This is a genomic window from Lelliottia nimipressuralis (genome assembly GCF_004115925.1).
In the GTDB taxonomy this organism is placed as follows: Bacteria; Pseudomonadota; Gammaproteobacteria; order Enterobacterales; family Enterobacteriaceae; genus Enterobacter; species Enterobacter nimipressuralis.
Window position 1 is genome coordinate 1 of record NZ_SDDX01000033.1, and the last position, 24808, is coordinate 24808.

The following is a 24808-nucleotide window of genomic DNA, read 5'->3' on the forward strand; positions in this document are numbered from 1 at the left end:
TTTTTTTATGCGTGTTTGGGATGGTTGAGAATATGGTCTTCCCAGTCCTGCACTTCGGATTCTTTCACCGCGATATGTCGCACCGAAATGCGCTCGCCGTGCATCGCCGCTTTTGAGCCGGTCAGCAGCGGATGCCAGTCCGGCAGCCCTTTCCCTTCCGCCAGCAGGCGATAGGCGCAAGTGTGAGGCAGCCATTCAAACGTCGGGAGATTGTCGCGGGTCAGCTTGATGCAGTCCGGCTCGTACTCGAAACGGCGCTCGTAGTTGCGGCACTGGCAGGTTTTGATGTTCAGCTGCTTGCAGGCGACGTTGGTGAAGTAGATTTCGTCCGTGTCTTCGTCCATCAGCTTATGCAGGCAGCACTGCCCGCAGCCGTCGCACAGCGATTCCCACTCCACGTCGGTCATTTCGTCGAGAGTCTTGCTTTGCCAGAAAGGGGTTTCGCTCATAAGGATGTCCACACGTCAAAAGAAAGCGCACCTTATAACCAGTCTGGCACGTGGATGCAAGTTTCGCCGCCGATTAACAGCGGCAACGGCATTTTACAGCACGCGCGTCTTAACGGATTGTCCGTTAAAACCGATTTCCAGTTCGTCACCGCTCAGCAGTGGCCCAACGCCTTCTGGTGTACCGGTGAGGATCACATCACCCGGCTTGAGGGTGAAGTAACGGCTCATGTAGGCGATAAGCGGCAGGATCTTATGGATCATGTCAGACGTATTGCCCTGCTGGCGAATTTCGCCGTTCACTTTCAGGCTCAACGGGGTATTTTGCGGATCGGCGTTGAATTCGGCGGCCGGAATAAAACCAGAGATCGGGCAGGAATTATCAAAGCCTTTGGCTTTTTCCCACGGCTGGCCGGCTTTTTTCATTTTGCCCTGCACATCGCGCAGGGTCAGATCCAGCGCAACTCCGTAGCCAGCGATGGCTTTCTGCACGTGATCCTCGGATGCCTGACGCAGCGTGCCGCCAATCAGCACCGCCAGTTCGACTTCATGGTGTACCGAACCCAGCCCCTGCGGTAGCGCCAGCGGCTGGCGAATATCGCAAATAGCGGTTTCCGGCTTGATAAACAACACAGGCTCTTCTGGCACGGCACTGCCCATTTCCTGAATGTGCTTCGCATAATTGCTGCCTACGCAGACCACTTTGCTTACAGGGTAATCCAGTAATGCGCCTTGCCAGTTGTGATGTTGATACATGCTCGTCCCCTACACGGTTGATATGTCACCCACGGAGTTGGCCGGGGTTATTTTTTTCCGTCACCTGCGAGATGCTGTTTTAATAAATTCTCAGGAGGTGGCGGAAGCTGTAAATAATAGCCTTGTTCTTTCAGGGCGGTTTTCACTTTATCCAGATCGGCATTCACCAGTTTTTTACGACCGTCCAGCGGCAATAGCATCGCCAGCTGCGGCGCGCCGAAGCCTTTCATTAATTCTTCCGGAACGCGGGAAAAATCGTCTTTTTTCTCGACATAAAGATAGGTCTGGTCGCGTTTAGTACTTCTGTAGATCACACAAAACATGTTTTTACTCTGAATTATCGGTGGTTGCTTGCCTCAATATACCAGTGACTATAACATGCCTGATACTCTTCGGAATATCGCAACGAATGTGCTGCGATTAACAGCAAATTGAGTAAGGCCAGGATGTCAAACACGCCCATCGAGCTTAAAGGCAGTAGCTTCACCTTATCAGTGGTTCATTTGCATGATGCAAAACCCGAGGTTATTCGTCAGGCGTTAGAAGACAAAATCGCGCAGGCACCCGCTTTTCTGAAACACGCCCCAGTGGTGGTGAATGTCAGCGGTCTCGACGCGCCTGTGAACTGGCAGCATCTTCAGCAGGCGGTCGCCTCGACCGGGCTGCGTATTGTTGGCATTAGCGGCTGCAAAGATGCCCGTCTTAAAGATGAAATCGAGCGTGCCGGTCTGCCCCTTCTGACTGAAGGCAAAGAAAAAACCGTCCGTTCTCCGGCGAAAGCCGCCCCGACGCCTCCACCGCCCGCGCAAACTGTTACTCCTATCACAAAAACGCGAATGATTGATGTGCCGGTTCGTTCCGGTCAGCGCATTTATGCACCAAACTGTGATCTGATTGTGACAAGCCACGTCAGCGCTGGCGCTGAGCTGATTGCCGATGGCAATATTCACGTCTACGGTATGATGAGAGGACGCGCGCTGGCCGGTGCCAGTGGCGATCGGGAAGCACAAATATTTTGTACCCATCTGACGGCGGAACTGGTTTCCATCGCAGGTGAATATTGGCTGAGTGACAAGATCCCAGCCGAATTTTATGGCAAAGCGGCACGCCTGCGACTCGCAGAGAACGCTTTGACTGTTCAACCGTTGAATTGATCCCTTTTTAACAAGGAATTTCTATGGCACGCATTATTGTTGTGACTTCGGGTAAAGGAGGCGTTGGCAAGACCACCTCCAGCGCGGCCATCGCTACTGGTTTGGCCCAGAAGGGAAAGAAGACAGTTGTTATCGATTTCGATATCGGCCTGCGTAACCTCGACCTGATCATGGGCTGTGAGCGTCGCGTTGTGTATGACTTTGTTAACGTCATTCAGGGCGATGCCACCCTTAACCAGGCGCTGATTAAAGATAAGCGCACGGAAAACCTCTTTATTCTTCCTGCTTCTCAGACGCGCGACAAAGATGCGCTGACCCGCGAAGGCGTGGAGAAAGTGCTCGACGAACTTAAAAAGATGGAGTTCGACTTTGTGGTCTGCGACTCCCCTGCCGGTATCGAAACGGGCGCGCTGATGGCGCTGTATTTCGCTGACGAAGCCATTATCACCACCAACCCGGAAGTCTCCTCTGTACGTGACTCTGACCGTATTCTGGGCATTCTGGCGTCTAAATCTCGTCGCGCGGAAAATGGTCAGGACCCGATTAAAGAGCACCTGCTGCTGACCCGTTACAATCCGGGTCGCGTTAACAAGGGTGACATGCTGAGCATGGAAGACGTGCTGGAGATCCTGCGCATCAAACTGGTTGGCGTCATTCCGGAAGATCAGTCCGTGCTGCGCGCCTCTAACCAGGGTGAGCCGGTGATCCTCGATACGATGGCAGACGCGGGTAAAGCCTACGCTGATACCGTTGACCGTCTGCTGGGAGAAGAACGTCCTTTCCGCTTCATTGAAGAAGAGAAGAAAGGTTTCCTCAAACGCCTGTTCGGAGGATAAGTTATGGCATTACTGGACTTTTTTCTCTCGCGGAAAAAAAGCACCGCCAACATCGCGAAAGAGCGACTGCAAATTATCGTTGCGGAACGTCGCCGCAGCGATGCTGAACCACACTATTTGCCGCAGCTGCGCAAAGACATCCTGGAAGTGATTTGTAAGTATGTGCAGATCGACCCGGAGATGGTCACCGTGCAGCTGGAGCAGAAGGATGGGGATATTTCGATTCTGGAGCTGAACGTGACGCTGCCAGAAGCGGAAGAGTCACGTCCATAGCATTATGAACGTATCAATGCCGGGTAGCGCTTCGCTTACCCGGCAATTTTCTTACTGTGGATAGTCTGCCAGCAGGGTTTTCAGACGTTCGCCCATCAACTCCCCGCGCCAGCCCGCAATCAGTTCCGGCAGGCCATTTTGCGGTTTTAACTTCCAGTGCCAGTTCAGCAGCTGATTGATCTGACGACGTGACGCCAGCAGCTCTGGGCTTATCTTGTTTTCCGTTCCCACTTCCAGCACCAGCGCTTTAATCTCTTTAAACGCTTTGCGATAGCCTGGCATATCCATCAGGTTCAACAGTGGCTCCGGCAGTTCATCGTCCGGCAACTGCTGGGCTTTAGCGACCAGTGCCAGCAACGTTTTGCCGTGGAAGCGAATTTCACTGCCCGATAATCCGATACTGTCCAGTTCGCCCATGCTGCCCGGCATATAGCGCGCAACCGCCCACAGATGCTCTTCGCGTACGACAAAATTGACCGCCAGATCGCGCTCGCGCGCTTTGCGCAGACGCCAGTCGGCCAGCAGCTGCAGGCAGGCAAGCTGACGGGTACGCAGCTGCCAGGCGTTGGTGATATCGCGCCAAGCGTCTTTCGGGTCGACCACTTCCTGACGGCGCTGCTGTGTCATACGGCATTCGTTGAGCGCCGCATCCAGCCAGCCGGCGTCTTCAGCCTCTTTCATCAGCTGGCCGCAAATCGGCAGCAGGTAAAAGACATCGGCAGCGGCGTAGTCCAGTTGACGTTCAGTCAGTGGACGCGCCAGCCAGTCGGTGCGCGACTCGCTCTTATCCAGCGCAATGCCGGTATACTCTTCGACCATCGCGGCAAAGCCCCAGGAGAGCGGACGGCCGGAGAAAGCGGCGAGAATTTGCGTATCAATCAGGGGTTCCGGCATCACGCCAAAGGTATTGAGGAACACCTCCAGATCTTCACTACCCGCATGCAGATATTTGGTCACGGCGGTATTGAGCAGAAGTTCACGCATCGGCGCCCAGTCCGTGATACCCAGCGGGTCAATCAGCGAGACTTTTTTGCCATCGTACATCTGGATCAAACCCAACTGGGGATAGTAGGTTCGCGTGCGAACAAACTCGGTATCCAGAGCAATGGCGGGAAAGTCGCGGGTGACGTTGCACAGCGTTGCCAGCTCGTCGTTGGTTGTGATCATCTGGTAATTCAAAACGGTTTCTCTCTGGTTTGCGCCCATAAAAAACGCCGGCTAACCGGCGTGTGATGGCGACTCACTCGAAGCTTAGGCTTTATTGTCCACTTTGGAACGCGCTTCGTCACGTAATTCTCGTCGTAATATCTTCCCGACGTTTGATTTCGGCAGCTCCGTGCGGAACTCCACCAGCTTCGGCACTTTGTAACCGGTGAGCTGACGACGACAGAACGCGATCAGTTCATCTTCGTTCAGCGAGGGGTCTTTTTTGACCACGAATATCTTCACCGCTTCGCCGCTGCTGCCGGACGGCACACCGACGGCGGCCACTTCCTGCACCCCATCGTGCTGCATCACCACGTCTTCGATCTCGTTAGGATAGACGTTAAAACCGGAGACCAGAATCATGTCTTTTTTGCGATCGACAATGCGCAGGAAACCTTCGTCGTCCATCACCGCGATGTCGCCCGTGTAGAGCCAGCCGTCTTTGATGATTTCATCCGTCGCATCCGGGCGCTGCCAGTAGCCGAGCATCACCTGCGGGCCTTTGACGCACAGTTCGCCCGGCTCACCGTGAGGCACTTCGTTGCCTGCGTCGTCGACCAGTTTGGCCTCCGTTGACGGCACCGGCAGACCAATGCTGCCGCTGTGATAATCGATATCATGCGGGTTAACGCTGACCAGCGGCGCGCACTCTGTGAGGCCGTAACCCTCCAGCAGATACTGCCCGGTGAGTTTCACCCAGCGGTCGGCCACCGCCTGCTGAACCGGCATGCCGCCGCCCGCAGAGAGGTGCAGCGTGGAGAAGTCGAGCTGCTGGAACTCTTTGTTGTTGAGCAGTGCGTTAAACAGCGTGTTCACCCCGGTCATGGCGGTGAACGGATATTTCGCCAGCTCTTTCACCAGCCCCGGAATATCACGCGGGTTGGTAATCAGTAAATTCTGTCCGCCCAGCTCGATAAACAGCAGGCAGTTCATGGTCAGAGCAAAAATGTGATACAGCGGCAGCGCCGTGACCACCAGCTCTTTGCCGCGGTGTAGCAGCGGGCCGTAGGTCGCATTCACCTGCTCAAGGTTCGCCAGCATATTGCGGTGGGTCAGCATCGCCCCTTTCGCAACGCCGGTCGTACCACCGGTGTACTGCAGGAAAGCCAGATCGTCTGAGACCACTTCCGGCTTCACATACTGCATGCGATAGCCGCTCTGTAGTGCGCGGCGGAAGGAGATGGCATCCGGCAGATGGTATTTCGGCACCAGACGCTTCACATATTTGACGACAAAGTTAACCAGCGTCCCTTTGGCGGTCGACAGCTGATCGCCCATGCGGGTCAGGATCACGTGGCGGACCTGAGTTTTATCGACCACTTTTTCCAGCGTATGGGCAAAGTTGGAGACAATCACAATCGCCGCCGCGCCGCTGTCATTCAACTGGTGCTCCAGCTCGCGCGGAGTATAGAGCGGGTTGACGTTAACCACGATCATCCCCGCCCGCAAAATACCGAACAGCGCTACCGGATACTGGAGCAGGTTTGGCATCATCAGTGCGACGCGGTCCCCTTTCTTCAGGCCCAGGCCTTCCTGCAAATAGGCGGCAAAGGCCCGGCTGCGCTCTTCCAGTTTGCGGAAGGTCATCACTTCGCCCATGTTCACAAACGCAGGCTGATCCGCGTAGCGCGCGACCGAGTGCTCAAATAATTCAACCAGGGATTGATAACGGTCAGGATTGATCTCCGCAGGAACATCTGCGGGATAACGGTTAAGCCAAACCTTTTTCAATGCATCACCTCTGAAATGAGTGTTCGTCGTCATCACAACCCCGATAATAAACAGTTCGTTAACATTATATTAACTCAGCGTACCAGTTTATTAATTGTTCGAATTTAAGGTTGCGAAGCGCGTCACTCTTTTTTTTGTGTTATATCCGTAAAAAACAGAGACAGCGGCTGAGCCGCTGTCTCTTATCTAATAATAACAGTAAGTTATTCTGTAACGATGGTCTGAACCTGAGCCGGGCCAGGATTGTACCAGCCCCATCCACCGTAGCCGCCGTAACGATACGGGTGCGGTCCCCACATCCACGGGTCGATAGGCTGCGGTGGCAGCATGACCTGTTGGGTCAGGTGCCAGCGTTTGTAGCCGGTGGCCTGTAGGGTCATAAATTTATACGGCGTGTTACCGATTTTCCCCTGTACCGTGCCGGTGATTGGCCCAACGACCGTCACCAGCTGGCCACGGAAATCGACCGGATCGAGGAAACCGTTCACATCTGCATAAATTCGCCCACGCGAAGGTTCGCCCAGAACTGGCCGCGCCCCGCTGTCCAGCGGCACCGTCGCAATTTCCAGACGGGTTTTGCCCTGCTGGTTCTGGATGTCCACCACTTTGCCGCCGAAGCGTGCCTCCTGGCCAACGTAAAGCTCAGGCGCATTCATCACCCGCACCAGATCCTGCTGCGGTGTTGGACTGCTTCCTTTGATCGCGTCAGGAACGGTGACACATCCACTTAATGCCACAGCGATAGCGCCCGCTATGAAGAGGCGTACAACCTTTGTTTGAACCGCCATGATGCGACTCCCTTTTCTCAGTGCTTATTACTGAGATTCACGCCCTGCCCGGAAGTTTCTTCCAGGCCACTTCATTTCGCAAATAAACCGGCTCAGCGTGTTCAACGGCCACGGTTTTTCCCGCGCTCAGCAGCTGACAGGCGATCGGCAGCATATCTTCAGCATGGGGGAGTAACACCTGACCATCGACCAGCGTCAGACCGCTGTCATTTGCCATATCCGGCCAGGCTGGCCAGCCTGTACCCACAGTAGCCCACTCGCCGGAAAGTTGTTTCAACCGTTCAGCAACGGCGTCCGGTTTGAGCACCGACTCGGTCTCTTCACCGTGCCAGACGCCCTGCTCATCGCGCGTGTACTCGGCCCAGTAGACTTCGCCCATGCGCGCATCAATCGCGGCCAGCACTCGCGTCGCGCCAGTGGTGCGCCATGCGCCCTGCGCCATGGTTGCGAGTGTGGAAACGCCAATCATTGGCAGATCGGCGCCCAGCGCCAGGCCCTGCGCGATACCAATGCCGATACGCACGCCGGTAAAGCTGCCCGGCCCACGGCCAAAGGCCAGCGCGTCGAGTTCAGTTAAAGTGGAGTTGCCCCGGTGAAGGATCTCTTTCACCAGCGGCAGAATACGTTGGGTATGTTCCCGGGGGCACTCTTCAAAATGGGCAAAGAGGGTACCGTTATCCCACAGGGCAACGGAGCAGGCCTCTGTAGCGGTATCAATAGCCAGAATTCGCATGGGTCTCGCGCTCTCGCAATGGGTAGTCACAAAATGGCGCGCATCTTAGCACACTCCAGGGCAAATTACTCCGCCGTTGGGTTCGCCAGGAAACGCACCGCGCGATTAATGTCCCGCGTGCGGGGCGCGGGTGGCAGGCTGGCGAGGAATGTCGCGCCGTAAGGGCGCATCACCAGGCGATTGTCGCAGATCACCAGCACGCCGCGGTCGTCCGTATCACGGATCAGACGCCCGACGCCCTGCTTCAGGGTGATAACCGCGTCCGGGAGCTGTACGTCGTCAAAAGGATCGCCCCCACGCAGGCGGCAGTCTTCCATGCGCGCTTTGAGCAGCGGATCGTCCGGAGAGGTAAAGGGCAGTTTGTCGATGATCACCAGTGAGAGCGCATCCCCCCGCACGTCCACCCCTTCCCAGAAACTGCTGGTTGCCACCAGCAGCGCGTTACCGGCAGTCACAAACTGCTGCAACAGCTGGCCTTTACTGGTTTCCCCCTGCAACAGCACGGGTAAGGTCATGGTGGCGCGAAACTGTTCGGCCAGATCGCGCATCATGGCGTGGGAGGTGCACAGCATGAAGCAGCGGCCATTGTTGGCCTCGATCATCGGCTTGAGCATTGCCGCCAGGTTTTTCGCCGCGCCCGGCTGATTCGGCAGCGGTAAGTTGCGCGGCACGCAGAGCAGCGCCTGGGTTTCATAATCGAACGGGCTGGGCAGCAGCAGTGAATCTGACTCTTCAATCCCCAGTCGCTCGGTGAAGTGGTGCAGATCGTCGTTCACGGAGAGCGTCGCGGAGGTAAATATCCAGCTCCCCGGTTTCTGCGCCATCACCTCTTTGAATTTATCGGCCACGGTCAGCGGCGTGAGCGCCAGAGTGAACTGGCGCGCGGTGCATTCATACCAGTAGCTAAAGCCGGGCTGGTTGATCTCTTTGAGACGTTTCAGGCGCGTGCGGTACAGCGTGGCGCGCTCAAAAGCGCCGTCGAGCAAGGCGCTGCGCCCGAGAGACAGTTTAGCCACGTCATAACACAGCTCCAGCGCATCATCGAGCAGCAGCAGTGCGCGCTGGATATTGCTGTCGGCTAACAGTTCGCGCAGATTTCCGCGATAGCCGGGTTCACCCAGCTGCATACGAAAATCCTGCGCGCTTTGCGCCAGCCGGTCAGCGCATTTCTGCAGCTGCTGGGTGTCGCGCAGTTCGGTGCGATAGGCAATGGTGAAATCTTTGGCGAGATCCTGGAGCTGACGGCTGGAGAGCGACTGACCAAAATACTGGCTGGCGATATCCGGCAGCTGATGGGCTTCATCGAAGATCATCACTTCCGCTTCCGGAATTAACTCACCAAAACCGCCATCCTTAACCACCATATCCGCCAGGAACAGATGGTGGTTCACTACCACCACGTCGGCATCCATCGCGGTTTTACGCGCTTTGACGACAAAACAATCTTTATACAGCGGGCAGTCGCTGCCGAGGCAGTTGTCGTTGGTGCTGGTTACCAGCGGCCATGCCTGAGAGTCTTCGGCGACGCTGGCGCAGGTGCTGATATCCCCGTCGATGGTTTGATTCGCCCAGGCGCGGAGGATGATCACATCGCTCAGGGTCTGAACCGGCAAATCGCCGCCAGCCAGCGCCTGCTGTTCGAGACGCTCCAGACAGAGATAGTTTGAGCGCCCTTTCAGCAGTGCCAGGCGGCCTTTATAGCTCAGGGCTTTTGCCACCGTCGGCAGGTCACGACTGTAGAGCTGATCCTGCAACGCTTTCGAGCCGGTTGAGATGATCACTTTCTTTTTCGCGCGCAGCGCAGGGGCGAGATAGGCGTAAGTTTTGCCCGTCCCGGTGCCTGCCTCGACCACCAGCGACTGGGTATTTTTGATGGCGCGGGTGACCGCTTCCGCCATATGTCGTTGCGGCTCGCGCGGTTTAAAACCGGGAATCGCCTGCGCTAACTGACCGTCTGCTGAAAAATCGTCTGCCACGTTGCTCTCTCACTGTATTTTTGCACAGGGATTATGTCAGCCCGCCCTCTCCTGTGCCAGTCGAAATAGACGTTGACGGAACATTATGGCAGTCTTGCGGCCTGAAACCATTTATGAGGAAAGGTTTATGACAATTGTGCGCATTGATGCGGAAGCCCGCTGGTCTGACGTTGTGATTCATAATCAGACGCTCTACTACACGGGTGTCCCCGAAAACCTGGACGCTGATGCGTTCGAGCAAACGGCCAATACGCTGGCGCAAATTGACGCGATTCTGGAAAAACAGGGCAGCGATAAATCCCGCATTCTGGATGCGACCATTTTCCTGGCGAATAAAGACGATTTTGCTGCGATGAATAAAGCCTGGGATGCGTGGGTGGTAGCGGGTCACGCGCCTGTACGCTGTACGGTACAGGCCACGCTGATGAAGCCGCAGTATAAAGTTGAAATCAAGATAATCGCGGCGGTGTAAGACGATTATTCGTCGTCTTCGTCATCCTCGAAACGCGCCACAATCCGATCGCCGGTATGGGTGGCGCGAATTTCCTGGGCTACGGTCGTAATCGCTTGTCCGCTGCTCATTCCCTGGGACATCAGTTCCTGAATACGCTCGACGGCTTTTTGCTGCTGTTCATGACTGAGGGAAGGTAAACCTGCAAACATTATCAACTCCTGCTAAATTATCTGCGCTAATAAATTCACGCTGCCCGGTAGTATGCCACACATGAACCCGTTACCCCCTACTGTCATTTCATTACCCTGGCGTCATGACGCCGCCGAATTCTGGTTTGCGCGCTTAAGCCATCTCCCGTGGGCGATGCTGCTGCACTCCGGGCATGCCGATCACCCTTACAGCCGCTTTGATATTCTGGTCGCCGATCCGCTCACCACCCTGACGACCCGCGGTGATTCCACGCAGATATCGTCAAGTGACGTTGTCACATCCACTGACGATCCGCTCGCCCTGCTTGAGCGCGAACTGAACGCCCTACCGTTCAGCGCTGCAACGGATCCTGATCTGCCTTTCCAGGGGGGAGCGCTGGGGCTGTTTGGCTATGACCTGGGCCGCCGATTTGAAACGCTGCCAGAGCACGCACAGAAGGATATTACGCTGCCGGATATGGCCGTTGGGCTGTACGATTGGGCGGTGATTGTTGATCACCATAAACAACGGGTTTCACTGCTCAGCCACAGCGACGCTGACGCGCGGCTGGCGTGGCTCGACACGCAGCAGCCCGTTCCGGCCATCGATTTTACGCTCACCTCCGCGTGGCGTTCCAATATGAGCGCGGATGAGTACGCGCAGAAGTTTGCGCAGGTGCAGGCGTATCTGCACAGCGGTGACTGCTATCAGGTGAACCTCGCCCAGCGTTTTCAGGCGACTTACGCGGGCGATGAGTGGCAGGCGTTTACGCGCCTGAACGCCAGTAATCGCGCGCCGTTCAGCGCCTTCCTGCGTCTGGAACAGGGCGCAGTCCTGAGCCTGTCGCCGGAGCGTTTTATTCATCTCGCCGATGGCACTATCCAGACGCGCCCGATTAAAGGCACCCTGCCGCGCCTCACGGACCCTGACGCCGATCGGCTGCAGGCGGAGAAACTCGCTGCCTCGCCAAAAGATCGCGCCGAAAATCTGATGATTGTCGATCTGATGCGTAACGATATTGGCCGCGTCGCGGAACCGGGCAGCGTGCGCGTTCCCGAGCTGTTCGTGGTGGAGCCATTTCCGGCGGTGCATCATCTGGTGAGCACGATTACCGCACGCCTCCCGGCGAACCGCTCTGCCTGCGATCTGCTGCGTGCGGCGTTTCCTGGCGGGTCGATCACCGGCGCGCCGAAAGTGCGCGCCATGCAGATCATTGACGAACTGGAACCGCAACGCCGTAACGCCTGGTGCGGCAGCATTGGCTATCTGAGCCGGTGTGGCACGATGGATACCAGCATAACCATCCGAACCCTGACCGCCAGCGACGGGCAGCTCTACTGTTCAGCAGGCGGCGGGATTGTGGCCGACAGCCAGGCAAACGCGGAATATCAGGAAACGTTTGATAAAGTTAACCGCATCCTGCATCAACTGGAGAGCTAACATTTGGATACCCACGATCTGACCCTGGATGATTTTCTGTCGCGCTTTCAGCTTTTGCGCCCGCAGGTGAATCGTGATGCGCTGAACAGCCGCCAGGCGGCGGTGTTGATCCCGGTGGTACGCCGCGAGCAGCCAGGATTGTTGCTGACCAAACGCTCGTCGCATTTACGTAAGCACGCAGGCCAGGTGGCGTTTCCCGGGGGTGCAGTCGATGCCTCCGATGCCTCACTGATTGCCGCTGCCCTGCGCGAAGCCCATGAAGAGGTGGCGATCCCGCCAGAATCCGTTGAGGTGATTGGCGTGTTACCGCCGGTGGACAGTGTGACCGGCTTTCAGGTAACGCCGGTCGTCGGGATTATCCCGCCCAATCTCCACTATCACGCCTGCGAAGATGAAGTGGCGGCGGTGTTCGAAATGCCGCTGGCGGAAGCCCTGCGACTTAGCCGATATCATCCGCTGGATATTCAACGGCGTGGACACGATCACCGGGTGTGGCTGTCGTGGTATCAGCATTATTTTGTCTGGGGCATGACGGCGGGCATTATTCGTGAACTGGCGCTGCAAATCGGCCTGAAGCCTTGACTATACTTTACATTCTGAATTTTTCTTCGGGTTTGCGAGGGGCGTCGCACCATTAGCAAAACAGGGGTTATTCATTAGTTTAATTCATGTGAATAGTTCAGCCGACCTGTAACTTCCCTCTTACACTATGCGCAGTTATAACATCGTTACTGGAACCCCGGTAACCCTGTCAGGAGTAAGAAAGTGATTAGTATATTCGACATGTTCAAAGTGGGGATTGGCCCGTCTTCTTCCCACACTGTAGGGCCGATGAAGGCCGGTAAACAGTTCGTCGATGATCTGGTCGAAAAAGGATTACTGGAAAGCACTACCCGTGTGGCCGTTGACGTTTACGGTTCACTCTCTTTAACGGGTAAGGGCCACCACACCGATATCGCCATTATTATGGGTCTGGCAGGTAACATGCCGGACACAGTGGATATTGACGCCATTCCGGCGTTTATCCGCGACACTGAAACACGCGGTCGCCTGCTGCTGGCTAACGGCAAGCATGAAGTGGATTTCCCCCACGACGACGGCATGCGTTTCCGCAGTGATAACCTGTCACTGCACGAAAACGGCATGCAGATCCACGCCTTCAACGGCGACAAAGTGATCTACAGCAAAACCTATTACTCCATCGGCGGCGGTTTTATCGTCGACGAAGAGCACTTTGGCAAAGACACGGCAGGCGACGTTAACGTCCCTTATCCGTTCAAGTCTGCGCAGGAAATGCTCGACTACTGCAAACAGACCGGCCTGTCGCTCTCCGGCATGGTGATGCAAAACGAACTGGCGCTGCACAGCAAAAAAGAGATCGAAGACTATTTTGCTAACGTGTGGCAGACCATGCAGGCCTGTATCGACCGTGGGATCAATACCGAAGGCGTTCTGCCTGGGCCACTGCGCGTACCGCGTCGTGCCTCAGCCCTGCGCCGTATGCTGGTGACGACCGATAAATTCTCCAACGACCCGATGAACGTGGTCGACTGGGTGAATATGTTTGCGCTGGCGGTGAACGAAGAGAACGCCGCCGGTGGCCGCGTGGTGACGGCACCCACTAACGGCGCATGCGGTATCGTTCCGGCGGTGCTGGCCTATTACGATCACTTTATCGAGCCAGTGACGCCTGACATTTACATCCGCTATTTCCTCGCAGCGGGTGCCGTGGGCGCATTGTACAAAATGAATGCCTCCATCTCCGGTGCTGAAGTGGGCTGTCAGGGTGAAGTGGGCGTAGCCTGTTCCATGGCGGCGGCGGGCCTGTCTGAACTGCTAGGTGCCAGCCCGGAACAGGTTTGCGTGGCAGCGGAAATCGGGATGGAACATAACCTTGGTCTGACGTGCGACCCGGTTGCAGGACAGGTGCAGGTACCGTGCATCGAGCGTAACGCCATCGCCTCCGTGAAAGCGATCAACGCCTCGCGTATGGCCATGCGCCGCACCAGCGAGCCGCGTGTGTCGCTGGATAAGGTCATTGAGACCATGTACGAAACCGGCAAAGACATGAACGCCAAATACCGTGAAACCTCTCGCGGTGGCCTGGCGATCAAGGTGCAGTGCGACTAACCATTTCGACTATCCCCTGAATATGTCACGCCGCAGGACGTGTAATACGGCGTGAAGTATGACGGGGATATGCCCATCTGCAACGGATGGGCGAATTTTCTCCGCTGTCTCGTCACCTTAACATTTCCCCACTACACTTTCTGTGTTGCCCCGGCGCCTGGTGCTGGCGGCTTATCGAGCGTCCTTTTCATGCAAACTGCGCAAGGATCATTAAAAGCTATCGCCGAAACCGCATTATTGTCTGTGTGCTGGTGGCGCTTTTTACGCTCTTTTTGACCCTGAGCTTTCGGTTTATTTCACAGCGTAATGTCAATCAGGACCGTATTCACGCCTTTGCAAACCACTCTGTGAATGCGCTGGACAGTATCCTTATTCCCCTTGAGAGTGGCCGCGAAAAACTGCAATCCCTGGTGGGTGCCCCCTGCGTTGATATCCATCTGTCGTTACGAAAACAGGCTGCAACTCTGCAAACCGTACGCTCTATTGGGCTGATCAAAGACGGGATCCTCTACTGCTCCAGTATTTTTGGCATCCGCGACGTGCCGATCCGGCAGATACAACCGGCATTACCCTCAAGCCAGCCGCAGCTGGTGCTGTCGACGGATAAATCGCTGCTGAAAGGCAGCCCGATTTTAATCCAGTGGTATCCCGTCTCTGACAGCGGCGAAGACGGCGTGATGCAGGTTGTGAATATCGAGCTTATCACCCGCATGATGCTTGAGCCGCAGCCTCCGCTGATCACAGACGTGAGCTTAAGCGCGGGCAATAAATTTCTTCGTTACGGTCAGAATGTGACCGACACGCTCACCTATACCGATGACGCGATGATCCTGCGTCAATCTTCGGCCCACTTCCCCTTCACCATTACCGTCAGCGGGCCTGGCGCGAGCCAGCTGGCGCTGAAAAATCTGCCCTCCCAGCTCCCGCTGGCGGTGCTGTTGAGCCTGCTGCTGGGCTATATCGCCTGGCTTGCCACTGCCAGTCGCATGAGCTTCACATGGGAGCTTAATCTCGGCCTGGCTGCACGCGAGTTTGAGCTGTTTTGCCAGCCGTTACTCAATGCCCGCACGCAGAAATGCGTCGGCGTGGAGATCTTGCTGCGCTGGAATAATCCCCGTCAGGGGTGGATCTCCCCGGATGTTTTTATTCCGCTGGCTGAGGAGCACAATCTAATTGTTCCTCTGACGCGCTACGTGATCGCAGAAACCGTCCGTCAGATTGGCTATTTTCCCGCTAATAAAGGCTTTCATATCGGGATTAACGTGGCGGCCAGCCATTTTCGCAACGGAATGTTGTTACAGGATTTGAACCGCTACTGGTTCAGCGCGCATCCCAAACAGCAGCTGATTGTTGAACTCACCGAACGGGATGCCCTGCTGGACATGGATTATCGCATTGTGCGAGAACTGCATCGCAAAGAGGTCAAACTGGCGATTGATGATTTTGGCACCGGCAGCAGTTCGCTCTCCTGGCTGGAGAAACTGCGCCCTGACGTGCTGAAAATCGATAAATCTTTCACCACGGCGCTCGGGACGGATGCGGTGAATTCGACGGTGACGGATATGATTATCGCCCTGGGCCAGCGGCTGAATCTTGAACTGGTGGCGGAAGGGGTGGAGACGCAGGAGCAGGCGCGCTATTTGCGCGATCACGGCGTGACGATTTTGCAGGGATTTTTGTATGCGCGGCCGATGCCGCTGAAAGATTTTCCGCGGTGGCTGGCGGAAAGCTCGCCTCCACCAGCACCGCGGAATGGGCATATCGTTCCGATTATGCCCTTACGCTAAGCCTGATTACTCTTCTTCGTCGTGGGCGGACTGCTCTTTAACAATACGCACCAGGTCTACGCGGTAATCATTTGCCTGCATGATGGTGATTTGCAGCGGCGGCAGCTCAATGATATCGCCAACGCGCGGGATCTGGCCGTTCACGGCAATCACTAATCCGGCAACGGTCGCGATATCTTCTTCATCGTTGATGACGTTATCGAGACCCAGCGTGTGCTGCAGAGCGTGCAGATCGGTTGTCCCTTTGACCAGCCAGCCGTCGCCATCCGCCACGATTTCTGGCGTTTCATCGGCGTCCGGGAATTCACCGGCAATGGCTTCCAGCACGTCCAGCGGCGTGACCAGGCCTTGTACTACGCCAAATTCGTTGGTGACGATCACAAAGCTACCGCGCGCACGACGCAGCACGCCCAGCAGGTTGATCGGGTCCAGCGTTTCCGGAACCACTATCGCCGGTGAGGCCGCCGCAATCGCTTCGACATTAACGCCCTCTTCCAGCGCCACCAGCAACTCTTTGGCGCGCACGACACCGATGATTTCATCCAGCTCACCGCGACACACCGGGAACAGGCTGTGCGGTGAGGAGAGCAACTGCTGGCGGATTTCATCGACGCTCAGGTTGGCATCGACCCAGCTGATTTCTCCGCGTGGCGTCATAATGCCGCGCAATGAGCGGGAGGCCAGCGACAGCACGCCGTTAATCATGTAGCGCTCTTCTTCAACGAACGCCCCTTCCGGAACCGGCACCGGGTTACCGTTCGCGTTTTCCGGCTGGACGGTCGTCTGTCGGCGACCGCCCATCAGACGCAGGATGGCGTCAGCGGTACGGGCGCGCAGCGGCTGATTCGACTGCTGCTTAATGAAGTTGCGACGCGCAATCTGGTTAAACAGTTCGATAATGATCGAGAAGCCAATCGCGGCGTACAGGTAGCCTTTCGGAATATGGAAGCCGAAACCTTCTGCGACCAGGCTCAGACCAATCATCAGCAGGAAGCTAAGACACAGCACCACCACCGTTGGATGTTCGTTCACAAAGCGAGTCAGTGGCTTCGAGGCCAACAGCATCACGGCCATCGCAATCACAACCGCAGCCATCATCACCGGCAGGTGGTTCACCATACCGACGGCGGTAATTACCGCGTCCAGGGAGAACACGGCATCGAGCACCACGATCTGTGCGACAACAACCCAGAAACTCGCATAGCCTTTACCGTGCCCGTCGTCGTGCTGGCGGTTCTCCAGCCGTTCATGCAACTCGGTGGTGGCCTTGAACAGCAGGAATAGCCCCCCCACCAGCATGATCAAATCACGACCGGAGAAGGTGAAATCCCAGACGGTAAACAGCGGTTTGGTCAGGGTAACCATCCACGAAATAACGGACAGCAGCGCAAGACGCATGATCAGCGCCAGCGAAAGACCGATTAAACGCGCTTTGTCGCGCTGTTTAGGCGGCAGCTTATCCGCAAGGATGGCGATAAACACCAGGTTGTCGATACCAAGAACAATCTCGAGAACAACCAGCGTGAGTAATCCCACCCAGATTGACGGGTCCATTAAGAATTCCATGACAAGCTCCTGCTAAAGGAATGACAAAACGGCGCCCCGGAAAGTGTGGGCGAAATGGCGGTAGACATGTTCAACGAGTGGCGAGGATCGCCGGCGTGCGAGGCGCAAAATGGCCTGGAAGATGACTGACGTCGGTGACGGTCCATACAGTGGGCTGTAGCCCTATACTCCTGGTAATTAAACGGAGGCTAAACATATCAGAGACAATGGCTTTTTAGCAAAGATTTACTTTCCTTTGCAAAGATCTGTAACAGAGTCGATTTTCATTTGGGATAAATCTCCTCTGTGAAGCTAAATTACGGATCTTCATCACATAAATTATTTTTTCACTATCTAAAATAATTCACGGAAGTCTTCGTTAATTTAACTCTAACCCTTTATCTGAATCGATTCGGTACGCCGGGGAAGATTCTCAGTACATCTGCCTGGCAGATGTATTCATGATAATAAAAGGAGGTAGCAAGTGACCATTGCTATTGTGATAGGCACACATGGTTGGGCTGCAGAGCAGTTACTCAAAACCGCAGAAATGCTGTTGGGTGAGCAGGAAAACGTTGGCTGGATCGATTTCGTCCCTGGCGAAAACGCTGAAACGCTGATTGAAAAATACACTGCTCAGCTGGAGAAACTGGATACCAGCAAAGGCGTGCTGTTTCTCGTTGATACATGGGGTGGCAGTCCGTTTAACGCCGCCAGCCGCATTGTCGTCGATAAAGAGCATCATGAAGTTGTCGCTGGCGTAAACATCCCGATGCTGGTGGAAACGCTGATGGCCCGTGACGATAACCCGAGCTTTGACGAACTGGTCGCTCTGGCAGTCGAAACCGGTCGCGAAGGCGTGAAAGCGCTGAAAGCACAACCGGTTGAGAAACCGGCTCCGGTCGCAGCGGCAGTGAAAGCAGCGGTCCCGACAAAACCGATGGGCGCGAACGATTACATGGTGATCGGGCTTGCACGTATCGATGACCGTTTAATCCACGGCCAGGTGGCAACACGCTGGACCAAAGAGACCAACGTGAAACGCATTATCGTCGTCAGCGACGAAGTGGCTGCCGATCACGTGCGTAAAACCCTTCTCACCCAGGTTGCTCCTCCGGGCGTTACCGCACACGTCGTGGACGTCGCCAAGATGATCCGCGTGTATAACAACCCGAAATATGCGGGCGAGCGTGTGATGCTCCTGTTCACCAACCCGACAGACGTCGAGCGCATTGTTGAAGGCGGCGTGAAGATCACCTCCGTCAACATTGGCGGTATGGCGTTCCGTCAGGGCAAAACGCAGGTGAATAACGCGATTTCAGTCGATGAAAAAGATATCGAAGCCTTCAATAAGCTGAATGCACGCGGTATTGAGCTGGAAGCCCGTAAGGTTTCCACGGATCAGAAACTGAAAATGATGGATTTGATCGGCAAAGTTGGGAAATAACCCAGGCGCTGATTTTTCACATAAAGCTTATGTTATAGGAGAAGTACAATGGAGATTACCACTCTTCAGATTGTGCTGGTGTTCATCGTCGCGTGTATTGCGGGTATGGAATCCGTACTTGATGAATTTCAGTTCCACCGTCCTCTGGTGGCCTGTACGTTGATTGGCGCCGTTCTTGGCGATATGAAAACCGGTATTATCATCGGTGGTACGCTGGAAATGATCGCCCTGGGCTGGATGAACATCGGTGCGGCGGTTGCACCTGATGCAGCGCTGGCATCTATCATCTCAACGGTTCTGGTTATTGCCGGTCACCAAAGCATCGGTGCCGGTATCGCACTGGCTATCCCACTGGCAGCAGCAGGCCAGGTTCTGACCATCATCGTTCGTACTATCACCGTGGCCTTCCAGCATGCGGCGGATAAGGCGGCCGATAATGGCAACCTGACGGCCCTCTCGTGGATCCACGTTTCCTCTCTGTTCCTGCAGGCCATGCGTATCGCTATCCCGGCGGTTATCGTGGCGATTTCTGTGGGTACCAGCGAAGTCCAGAGCATGCTCAACGCGATTCCAGAAGTCGTGACCGGCGGTCTGAACATCGCGGGTGGCATGATCGTGGTAGTCGGTTACGCGATGGTCATCAACATGATGCGCGCAGGCTACCTGATGCCGTTCTTCTACCTCGGCTTTGTTACCGCGGCGTTCACTAACTTCAACCTGGTTGCTCTGGGTGTGATTGGTGCGGTGATGGCGATTCTGTACATCCAGCTGAGCCCGAAATATAACCGCGTCGCGGGTGCACCAGCGCAGGCTGCTGGTAACAACGATCTCGATAACGAACTGGACTAGCAGGTGAGCGAAATGGTTGATATGACAAAAACTACCACTGAGAAAAAACTCACTCCGGGTGATATTCGTGGCGTATTCCTGCGTTCTAACCTGTTCCAGGGTTCATGGAACTTCGAACGTATGCAGGCGCTGGGCTTCTGCTTCTCCATGGTACCGGCCATCAAACGCCTGTATCCGGAAAATAACGAAGCGCGTCGCCAGGCGATTAAACGTCACCTGGAATTCTTTAACACCCATCCTTACGTTGCAGCTCCGGTTCTGGGCGTAACGCTGGCAATGGAAGAGCAGCGTGCGAACGGCGCAGAGATTGACGATGGTGCCATCAACGGTATCAAAGTCGGTCTGATGGGGCCGCTGGCAGGCGTGGGCGACCCAATCTTCTGGGGTACCGTGCGTCCGGTCTTCGCGGCTCTCGGCGCGGGCATCGCGATGAGCGGCAGCCTGCTCGGTCCACTGCTGTTCTTCATTCTGTTTAACGCCGTTCGTCTGGCTACCCGGTACTACGGCGTCGCTTACGGCTATCGTAAAGGTGTCGATATCGTTTCTGATATGGGCGGCGGCTTCCTGCAAAAACTGACTGAGGGGGCGTCAATTCTCGGCCTGTTTGTCATGGGGGCACTGGTAAACAAGTGGACGCACGTTAACATCCCGCTTGTCGTCTCGACCATTACCGGTCAGGACGGACAAACGCGTGTGACTACCGTGCAGACCATCCTTGACCAGTTAATGCCGGGCCTGGTGCCGCTGCTGCTGACCTTCGCCTGTATGTGGCTGCTGCGTAAGAAAGTGAACGCCCTGTGGATTATCGTTGGCTTCTTCGTCATCGGTATCGTGGGCTACGCTATCGGCCTGTTGGGTCTGTAAGTTTTTGCTTTATCCGCCGGGGGCTTGCCCCCGGTTTTTTTATTCTGGAGGACGAATGACGGTTACGGACATCGTACTGGTTCTGTTTATTGTTGCCCTTCTGGCGTACGCCATTTACGACGAATTCATCATGCCGCGCCGCCACGGCGAGACACTGCTTGCCATCCCTCTTCTGCGACGCGGTCGGGTTGATGCGTTTATCTTCGCCGGTCTGCTCGCTATTCTGATTTACAACAATGCGATGAGCCACGGTGCTTTATTAACCACATGGTTATTATGTGCGCTGGCATTAATGGCGATTTATCTCTTCTGGATCAGAGTGCCAAAGATCCTCTTCAAAAGTCATGGCTTTTTCTTCGCCAATGTATGGATAGAATATAACCGTATTAAAGAGATGAATTTATCCGAGGATGGCGTACTGGTAATGCAATTAGAGCAGCGCCGGTTGCTCATTCGGGTGAAAAATATTGATGACCTTGAGAAAATATACAAACTAATGGTTAAAACTCAATAGGTTATCATTATAGCAATGGCTATATATTGTCTCCCTCTCACACGAACAATATATAGCCACAGCTATATTCCCTTCAGAATTAACTTATATTCCTTAACGTTATTCTCACCAATAAATCTAAATGAAAATCGTTATCAATTGGTTAATAGAATAATACCTTCCTGTTGTTGTTTTATATTCTCAAAATATGTTAAGGTTGCGCCGTCGTTGGGGAGTAGCCGATTTCCCGTCCCCGGGAAATGTACGTGTCAACATACTCGTTGAAAAACGTGGTGCGTACGGATCGCTTTCTGCACAGTCAGTTCATGTGCACTGAGATCAGGCGAGACCATTGAGACATCAACTGCTGTTTACTGGGGGCAGTGATGTGTCATATGGATATCCCCGGTCTGGACGCTTTAAATGAATATCTCTGCAACGATCCTTCTCGCTTTCGGCATGTCCATGGACGCTTTCGCTGCTTCCATCGGTAAAGGTGCCACACTCCACAAACCTAAATTCTCAGAAGCCCTTCGTACAGGTATTATCTTTGGCGCTATCGAAACCCTCACTCCGCTGATCGGCTGGGCGCTTGGCATGCTCGCCAGTCAGTTTGTGCTGGAATGGAACCACTGGATTGCCTTTATTCTGCTGGCGTTCCTCGGTGGGCGAATGGTTATCGAAGGCTGCCGCGGTAATTCCGATGAAGATGACGCGCCGATCCATCGCCACGGCTTCTGGCTGCTGGTCACCACCGCGATCGCCACCAGTCTGGATGCGATGGCGGTCGGTGTCGGTCTGGCATTCTTGCAGGTCAATATTATCGCCACAGCGCTGGCTATCGGCTGCGCGACGTTGATTATGTCGACGCTGGGAATGATGGTCGGGCGATTTATCGGCCCGCTGTTAGGTAAGCGAGCCGAAATTCTGGGCGGTATTGTTTTAATCGGGATTGGCGGACAGATTCTCTGGTCGCACTTCTACGGTTAACTCTCGCGCTGCCAGCAGTGAAGGCTAAAATCTGTCTGGCAGCGGAACACATTTTGTTTTCCTAAGGTTTCCCACACTTCAGGTTTGGCCCGCCACGCAAATGGCGTCATCTGTAACAGCGCCACCGCCTCTTCACCCGTCAGGCTCATTTCATAGCCCAATGACTGCGCGTGGCGCAGCGTAAAACCGCTAAGCTGCTCAGAATGCGGCGCATGCAGGCGAACCTCATCGTAAATCAGCCCTTTCATTTCCATCAGGTGTTTCGGCCCTGGCGTTACAGTGATGACCCATCCGCCCGGTTTAACCACTCGCGCCAGCTCTTCTGCCTTGCACGGGGCGTAGATACGGATAATGGCGTCCTGGCTGGCATCGTCAAACGGCAAACGATGGCTGGAGGCGACGCAGAAAGTGACCTGCGGATAGCGCTTCGCCGCCGCACGGATCGCTGATTTCGACACATCCAGGCCGACGGTTTGCGCGCCTTTTTCGCTGGCTACCTGGGCAAATGCCGCCGTGTAGTAGCCTTCTCCGCAGCCAATATCGAGTACAGAAGTGGCGTTCTGCTCAAGCATTGTGGCGAGCCACTCAGCGACAGCGTAGCGCAACGGCTGATAATGCCCGGCGTCGAGAAACGCACGGCGCGCCTGCATCATCTCAGCGGAATCACCCGGATCGCGGGAGCGTTTGTGCTGAACGGGCAGCAAATTCACATACCCTTCTTTCGCCTTGTCAAACCGGTGCCCCTGCGGACAGGTATAGCTATTTTCGTCGTGCGTCAGCAGCGCGTGGCATAAGGGACAACTGAATGACATGGTAACTCCAGACAATATCAAAGGGCGAAAGTGTACCGCTATTCGCCCTGGTATAAAACGCCTGGCTTAACGCATCACGATAAGATGGTTCGAATCAGGCGGTAAACCGTCCGGCTCAACGTTTTCAATGCGCAAAACATCTCCCATAATCTGGCTGAATACCGGTGCAGAGACCGCCCCGCCGTAATAGCTGCCGTTTTGCGGATCGTTAATCACCACAGCCAGGGCAAACATCGGATGACTGGCTGGCGCCACGCCTGCCGTGTAAGCGACATATTTATCGACATACTTTCCGTCATCACCAATCTTTTTCGCGGTACCGGTTTTTATGGCCACCCGATAATCGCGTACCGCCGCTTTAATCCCGCCACCGCCCGGCAGCGCGACGCTCTCCATCATATGTTCCACCTGATGCACAATCTCTTCCGGCATCACCTGGTGCCCCATAACCGGTGGATCGATACGCGTGATCGACAGCGGCCGCTCCAGGCCATAGCTGCCGATAGTGGCATACACATGCGCCAGCTGCAGCGGCGTAACCATCAGACCATAGCCAAACGCAAAGGTGGCGCGATCGAGCTGACTCCAGAATTTACGTTGCGGTAACAGGCCGCTGCTCTCTCCAGTCAGCCCCAGCCCGGTAGACGACCCAAAACCGAAACCCTGATAGGTATCCAGCAGATGCTGAATTGGCATCGCCAGTGACAGGCGGGAGACGCCCGTATCGCTCGATTTTTGCAGGATGCCGGTGAGGGACAGCTCCGGATAGTAGCCGACGTCGCGAATGCGATGGCCGTCGAGCGTGTACGGATGGGTATCAATCACGCTGTCGGGCTGGACGAGGCCCTGCTGTAGCGCGGTCATCAAAACCAGCGGTTTGACGGTTGAGCCTGGTTCGAAGGTGTCGCTGATCGCCCGATTACGGAAATCATTCAGCGTGGCCCCTTCCCTGTTATTCGGGTTGAAATCCGGAAAACTCGCCATCGAGAGGATTTCCCCGGTTTGTACGTTGATCAACACCGCCGCGCCCGACTCAGCTTTGTTCCACGCGACGGCGTTGTCCAGCGCGTCTTCGGTGATGGTCTGGAGTCGCTCGTCGATGCTCAGCTGGATATTGTGCGCAGGAACCGGCGAGACCTCCGTCAGATTCTCGATCACGTGACCGTAGCGATCTTCCCTGACTCGCCGCACGCCAGGTTTACCGGTCAGCTGCGCGTTGAAACTCTTTTCTACGCCTTCAATCCCCTGCCCGTCGATGTTAGTGAATCCGAGCAAATTGGCCGCCACATGCCCGGCGGGATAAAAACGGCGCGATTCGTCGCGCAGATTGATCCCCGGCAGGTTAAGTTTATCGATCCACTGCGCCTGAGAAGGGTCAACCTGACGGGCAAGGTAAATAAAGCGCCCCTGAGGGGTACTGTTGATCCGCGCAGCCAGGCTGCTCAGCGAAATATGCAGCGCACTGGCAAGCGCCTGCCAGCGGTCATCAAAACCGACGCCGCCTTTCGCCAGCACCGTTTTCGGATCGGCCCAGACTGCCTGTACCGGCACACTCACCGCCAGCGGACGGCCTTCGCGATCGGTGATCATCCCACGCGGGGCGTTAATCGCCACTTCGCGCAGAGATCGCATATCTTCCTGTTTTACCAGGTTGTCAGGCTTGATGATTTGCAGCCATGCGACGCGGCCCAGCAGAAAGGCAAGACTACCTAGAATGGCGATACACAGCAGGACAAAACGCGCCGGGGTGAAGTTTCCGGCAGGATCAGAGGTTTTCTTTTTCACCCGGACTCCAGGTCAGATTAACAACGCCCTGATTTAACGGGAAAAACGTGACATTAGGTGCGAAAACAATGCTTCTAATCTCGCAGCTTTGCAACAAACTACGAACAGAAGCGAACGGGGTAAC

General features: G+C 55.3%; 25 protein-coding genes and 1 pseudogene. 13 read left to right on the top strand and 13 right to left on the bottom strand.

The window, feature by feature from the left end; translation table 11 throughout:
• Positions 1-5: 5 nt before the first annotated feature.
• The 3 genes from ycgN to ETG88_RS21095 all read right to left on the bottom strand — a co-directional run bounded on the left by ycgN (position 6) and on the right by ETG88_RS21095 (position 1525).
• Positions 6-449: a cysteine cluster protein YcgN gene (ycgN, locus tag ETG88_RS21085; RefSeq protein WP_100779838.1), complete on the bottom strand. Its 444-nt coding sequence runs from the start codon at positions 447-449 to the stop codon at positions 6-8.
• 93 nt (positions 450-542) lie between these two features.
• Positions 543-1202 carry a fumarylacetoacetate hydrolase family protein gene (locus tag ETG88_RS21090; protein WP_129036323.1) on the bottom strand — a complete coding sequence of 220 codons (660 nt, stop codon included), beginning with the start codon at positions 1200-1202 and terminating at the stop codon, positions 543-545.
• Positions 1203-1249: 47 nt separating this feature from the next.
• Positions 1250-1525: a YcgL domain-containing protein gene (locus tag ETG88_RS21095; protein ID WP_123427625.1), complete on the bottom strand. Its 276-nt coding sequence runs from the start codon at positions 1523-1525 to the stop codon at positions 1250-1252.
• Between the two features lie 123 nt (positions 1526-1648).
• Between ETG88_RS21095 and minC the strand changes: the two genes are divergently transcribed.
• The 3 genes from minC to minE are packed head-to-tail and all read left to right on the top strand — an operon-like array spanning position 1649 to position 3465.
• Complete coding sequence (gene minC, locus ETG88_RS21100; protein ID WP_102103953.1) at positions 1649-2356, top strand: septum site-determining protein MinC; 708 nt, start codon at positions 1649-1651, stop codon at positions 2354-2356.
• A 23-nt stretch (positions 2357-2379) separates the two neighbouring features.
• Entirely contained in the window at positions 2380-3192 is an 813-nt protein-coding gene (minD, locus tag ETG88_RS21105; RefSeq protein ID WP_100779834.1) for a septum site-determining protein MinD, read from the top strand.
• A gap of 3 nt (positions 3193-3195) precedes the next feature.
• Positions 3196-3465 (top strand): cell division topological specificity factor MinE, encoded by a 270-nt coding sequence (gene minE / locus ETG88_RS21110; protein WP_010432714.1) that lies wholly within the window; start codon positions 3196-3198, stop codon positions 3463-3465.
• 51 nt (positions 3466-3516) lie between these two features.
• Here minE and rnd read toward each other — a convergent pair whose 3' ends face one another.
• From rnd to yoaA, 5 genes are all read right to left on the bottom strand, one after another.
• Positions 3517-4644, bottom strand: a complete 1128-nt coding sequence (gene rnd, locus ETG88_RS21115; RefSeq protein WP_129036352.1) for a ribonuclease D — start codon at positions 4642-4644, stop codon at positions 3517-3519.
• A 72-nt stretch (positions 4645-4716) separates the two neighbouring features.
• Positions 4717-6402, bottom strand: coding sequence for a long-chain-fatty-acid--CoA ligase FadD (gene fadD / locus ETG88_RS21120; protein WP_129036324.1), 1686 nt, complete (start codon positions 6400-6402; stop codon positions 4717-4719).
• 203 nt (positions 6403-6605) lie between these two features.
• Positions 6606-7190: a Slp/YeaY family lipoprotein gene (locus ETG88_RS21125; protein ID WP_100779831.1), complete on the bottom strand. Its 585-nt coding sequence runs from the start codon at positions 7188-7190 to the stop codon at positions 6606-6608.
• A 37-nt stretch (positions 7191-7227) separates the two neighbouring features.
• Complete coding sequence (gene tsaB / locus ETG88_RS21130) at positions 7228-7923, bottom strand: tRNA (adenosine(37)-N6)-threonylcarbamoyltransferase complex dimerization subunit type 1 TsaB (protein WP_129036325.1); 696 nt, start codon at positions 7921-7923, stop codon at positions 7228-7230.
• Positions 7924-7988: 65 nt separating this feature from the next.
• The gene (yoaA, locus tag ETG88_RS21135; RefSeq protein ID WP_129036326.1) at positions 7989-9899 is read right to left on the bottom strand and encodes a DNA repair helicase YoaA; all 1911 of its coding nucleotides are present in this window, start codon (positions 9897-9899) and stop codon (positions 7989-7991) included.
• Positions 9900-10026: 127 nt separating this feature from the next.
• Here yoaA and ETG88_RS21140 point away from each other — a divergent pair, with 127 nt between their 5' ends.
• A complete protein-coding gene (locus tag ETG88_RS21140) occupies positions 10027-10371 on the top strand; it encodes a RidA family protein (protein ID WP_095282339.1) in 345 nt (114 codons plus the stop codon).
• A 5-nt stretch (positions 10372-10376) separates the two neighbouring features.
• Here ETG88_RS21140 and ETG88_RS21145 read toward each other — a convergent pair whose 3' ends face one another.
• The gene (locus tag ETG88_RS21145; RefSeq protein ID WP_100779827.1) at positions 10377-10562 is read right to left on the bottom strand and encodes a YoaH family protein; all 186 of its coding nucleotides are present in this window, start codon (positions 10560-10562) and stop codon (positions 10377-10379) included.
• Between the two features lie 61 nt (positions 10563-10623).
• On the opposite strand from ETG88_RS21145, the gene pabB reads away from it, so the two are divergent.
• The 4 genes and pseudogenes from pabB (at position 10624) to ETG88_RS21165 (ending at position 15899) form a co-directional block, all read left to right on the top strand.
• Positions 10624-11982: an aminodeoxychorismate synthase component 1 gene (gene pabB, locus ETG88_RS21150; protein WP_129036327.1), complete on the top strand. Its 1359-nt coding sequence runs from the start codon at positions 10624-10626 to the stop codon at positions 11980-11982.
• A gap of 3 nt (positions 11983-11985) precedes the next feature.
• Positions 11986-12564 (top strand): CoA pyrophosphatase, encoded by a 579-nt coding sequence (locus ETG88_RS21155; protein WP_129036328.1) that lies wholly within the window; start codon positions 11986-11988, stop codon positions 12562-12564.
• Between the two features lie 183 nt (positions 12565-12747).
• Positions 12748-14112, top strand: a complete 1365-nt coding sequence (gene sdaA / locus ETG88_RS21160; RefSeq protein ID WP_100779824.1) for an L-serine ammonia-lyase — start codon at positions 12748-12750, stop codon at positions 14110-14112.
• A 189-nt stretch (positions 14113-14301) separates the two neighbouring features.
• Positions 14302-15899: pseudogene (locus ETG88_RS21165) on the top strand (EAL domain-containing protein).
• Positions 15900-15905: 6 nt separating this feature from the next.
• Here ETG88_RS21165 and yoaE read toward each other — a convergent pair.
• Entirely contained in the window at positions 15906-17465 is a 1560-nt protein-coding gene (gene yoaE, locus ETG88_RS21170; protein ID WP_129036330.1) for a CNNM family cation transport protein YoaE, read from the bottom strand.
• The gene (locus tag ETG88_RS22675; protein WP_371923348.1) at positions 17453-17611 is read right to left on the bottom strand and encodes a protein YoaL; all 159 of its coding nucleotides are present in this window, start codon (positions 17609-17611) and stop codon (positions 17453-17455) included. Before ETG88_RS22675 ends, yoaE begins: the two co-directional genes overlap by 13 nt.
• A 317-nt stretch (positions 17612-17928) precedes the next feature.
• Between ETG88_RS22675 and manX the strand changes: the two genes are divergently transcribed.
• The 5 genes from manX to mntP all read left to right on the top strand — a co-directional run bounded on the left by manX (position 17929) and on the right by mntP (position 22087).
• Positions 17929-18891 carry a PTS mannose transporter subunit IIAB gene (gene manX, locus ETG88_RS21175; protein ID WP_102103961.1) on the top strand — a complete coding sequence of 321 codons (963 nt, stop codon included), beginning with the start codon at positions 17929-17931 and terminating at the stop codon, positions 18889-18891.
• Between the two features lie 48 nt (positions 18892-18939).
• Positions 18940-19740, top strand: a complete 801-nt coding sequence (gene manY / locus ETG88_RS21180) for a PTS mannose transporter subunit IIC (protein ID WP_022648448.1) — start codon at positions 18940-18942, stop codon at positions 19738-19740.
• Positions 19741-19752: 12 nt separating this feature from the next.
• Positions 19753-20604: a PTS mannose transporter subunit IID gene (locus ETG88_RS21185; protein ID WP_154125742.1), complete on the top strand. Its 852-nt coding sequence runs from the start codon at positions 19753-19755 to the stop codon at positions 20602-20604.
• A 55-nt stretch (positions 20605-20659) separates the two neighbouring features.
• On the top strand, positions 20660-21118 hold the full coding sequence (locus ETG88_RS21190; RefSeq protein WP_100779819.1) for a DUF986 family protein: 459 nt from the start codon (positions 20660-20662) through the stop codon (positions 21116-21118).
• 402 nt (positions 21119-21520) lie between these two features.
• The gene (gene mntP, locus ETG88_RS21195; protein ID WP_129036331.1) at positions 21521-22087 is read left to right on the top strand and encodes a manganese efflux pump MntP; all 567 of its coding nucleotides are present in this window, start codon (positions 21521-21523) and stop codon (positions 22085-22087) included.
• Here mntP and rlmA read toward each other — a convergent pair.
• Positions 22084-22899, bottom strand: a complete 816-nt coding sequence (gene rlmA / locus ETG88_RS21200; RefSeq protein WP_129036332.1) for a 23S rRNA (guanine(745)-N(1))-methyltransferase — start codon at positions 22897-22899, stop codon at positions 22084-22086. The genes mntP and rlmA overlap by 4 nt on opposite strands.
• Positions 22900-22965: 66 nt before the next feature.
• Entirely contained in the window at positions 22966-24684 is a 1719-nt protein-coding gene (gene ftsI / locus ETG88_RS21205; protein ID WP_129036333.1) for a peptidoglycan glycosyltransferase FtsI, read from the bottom strand.
• Between the last annotated feature and the right edge of the window lie 124 nt (positions 24685-24808).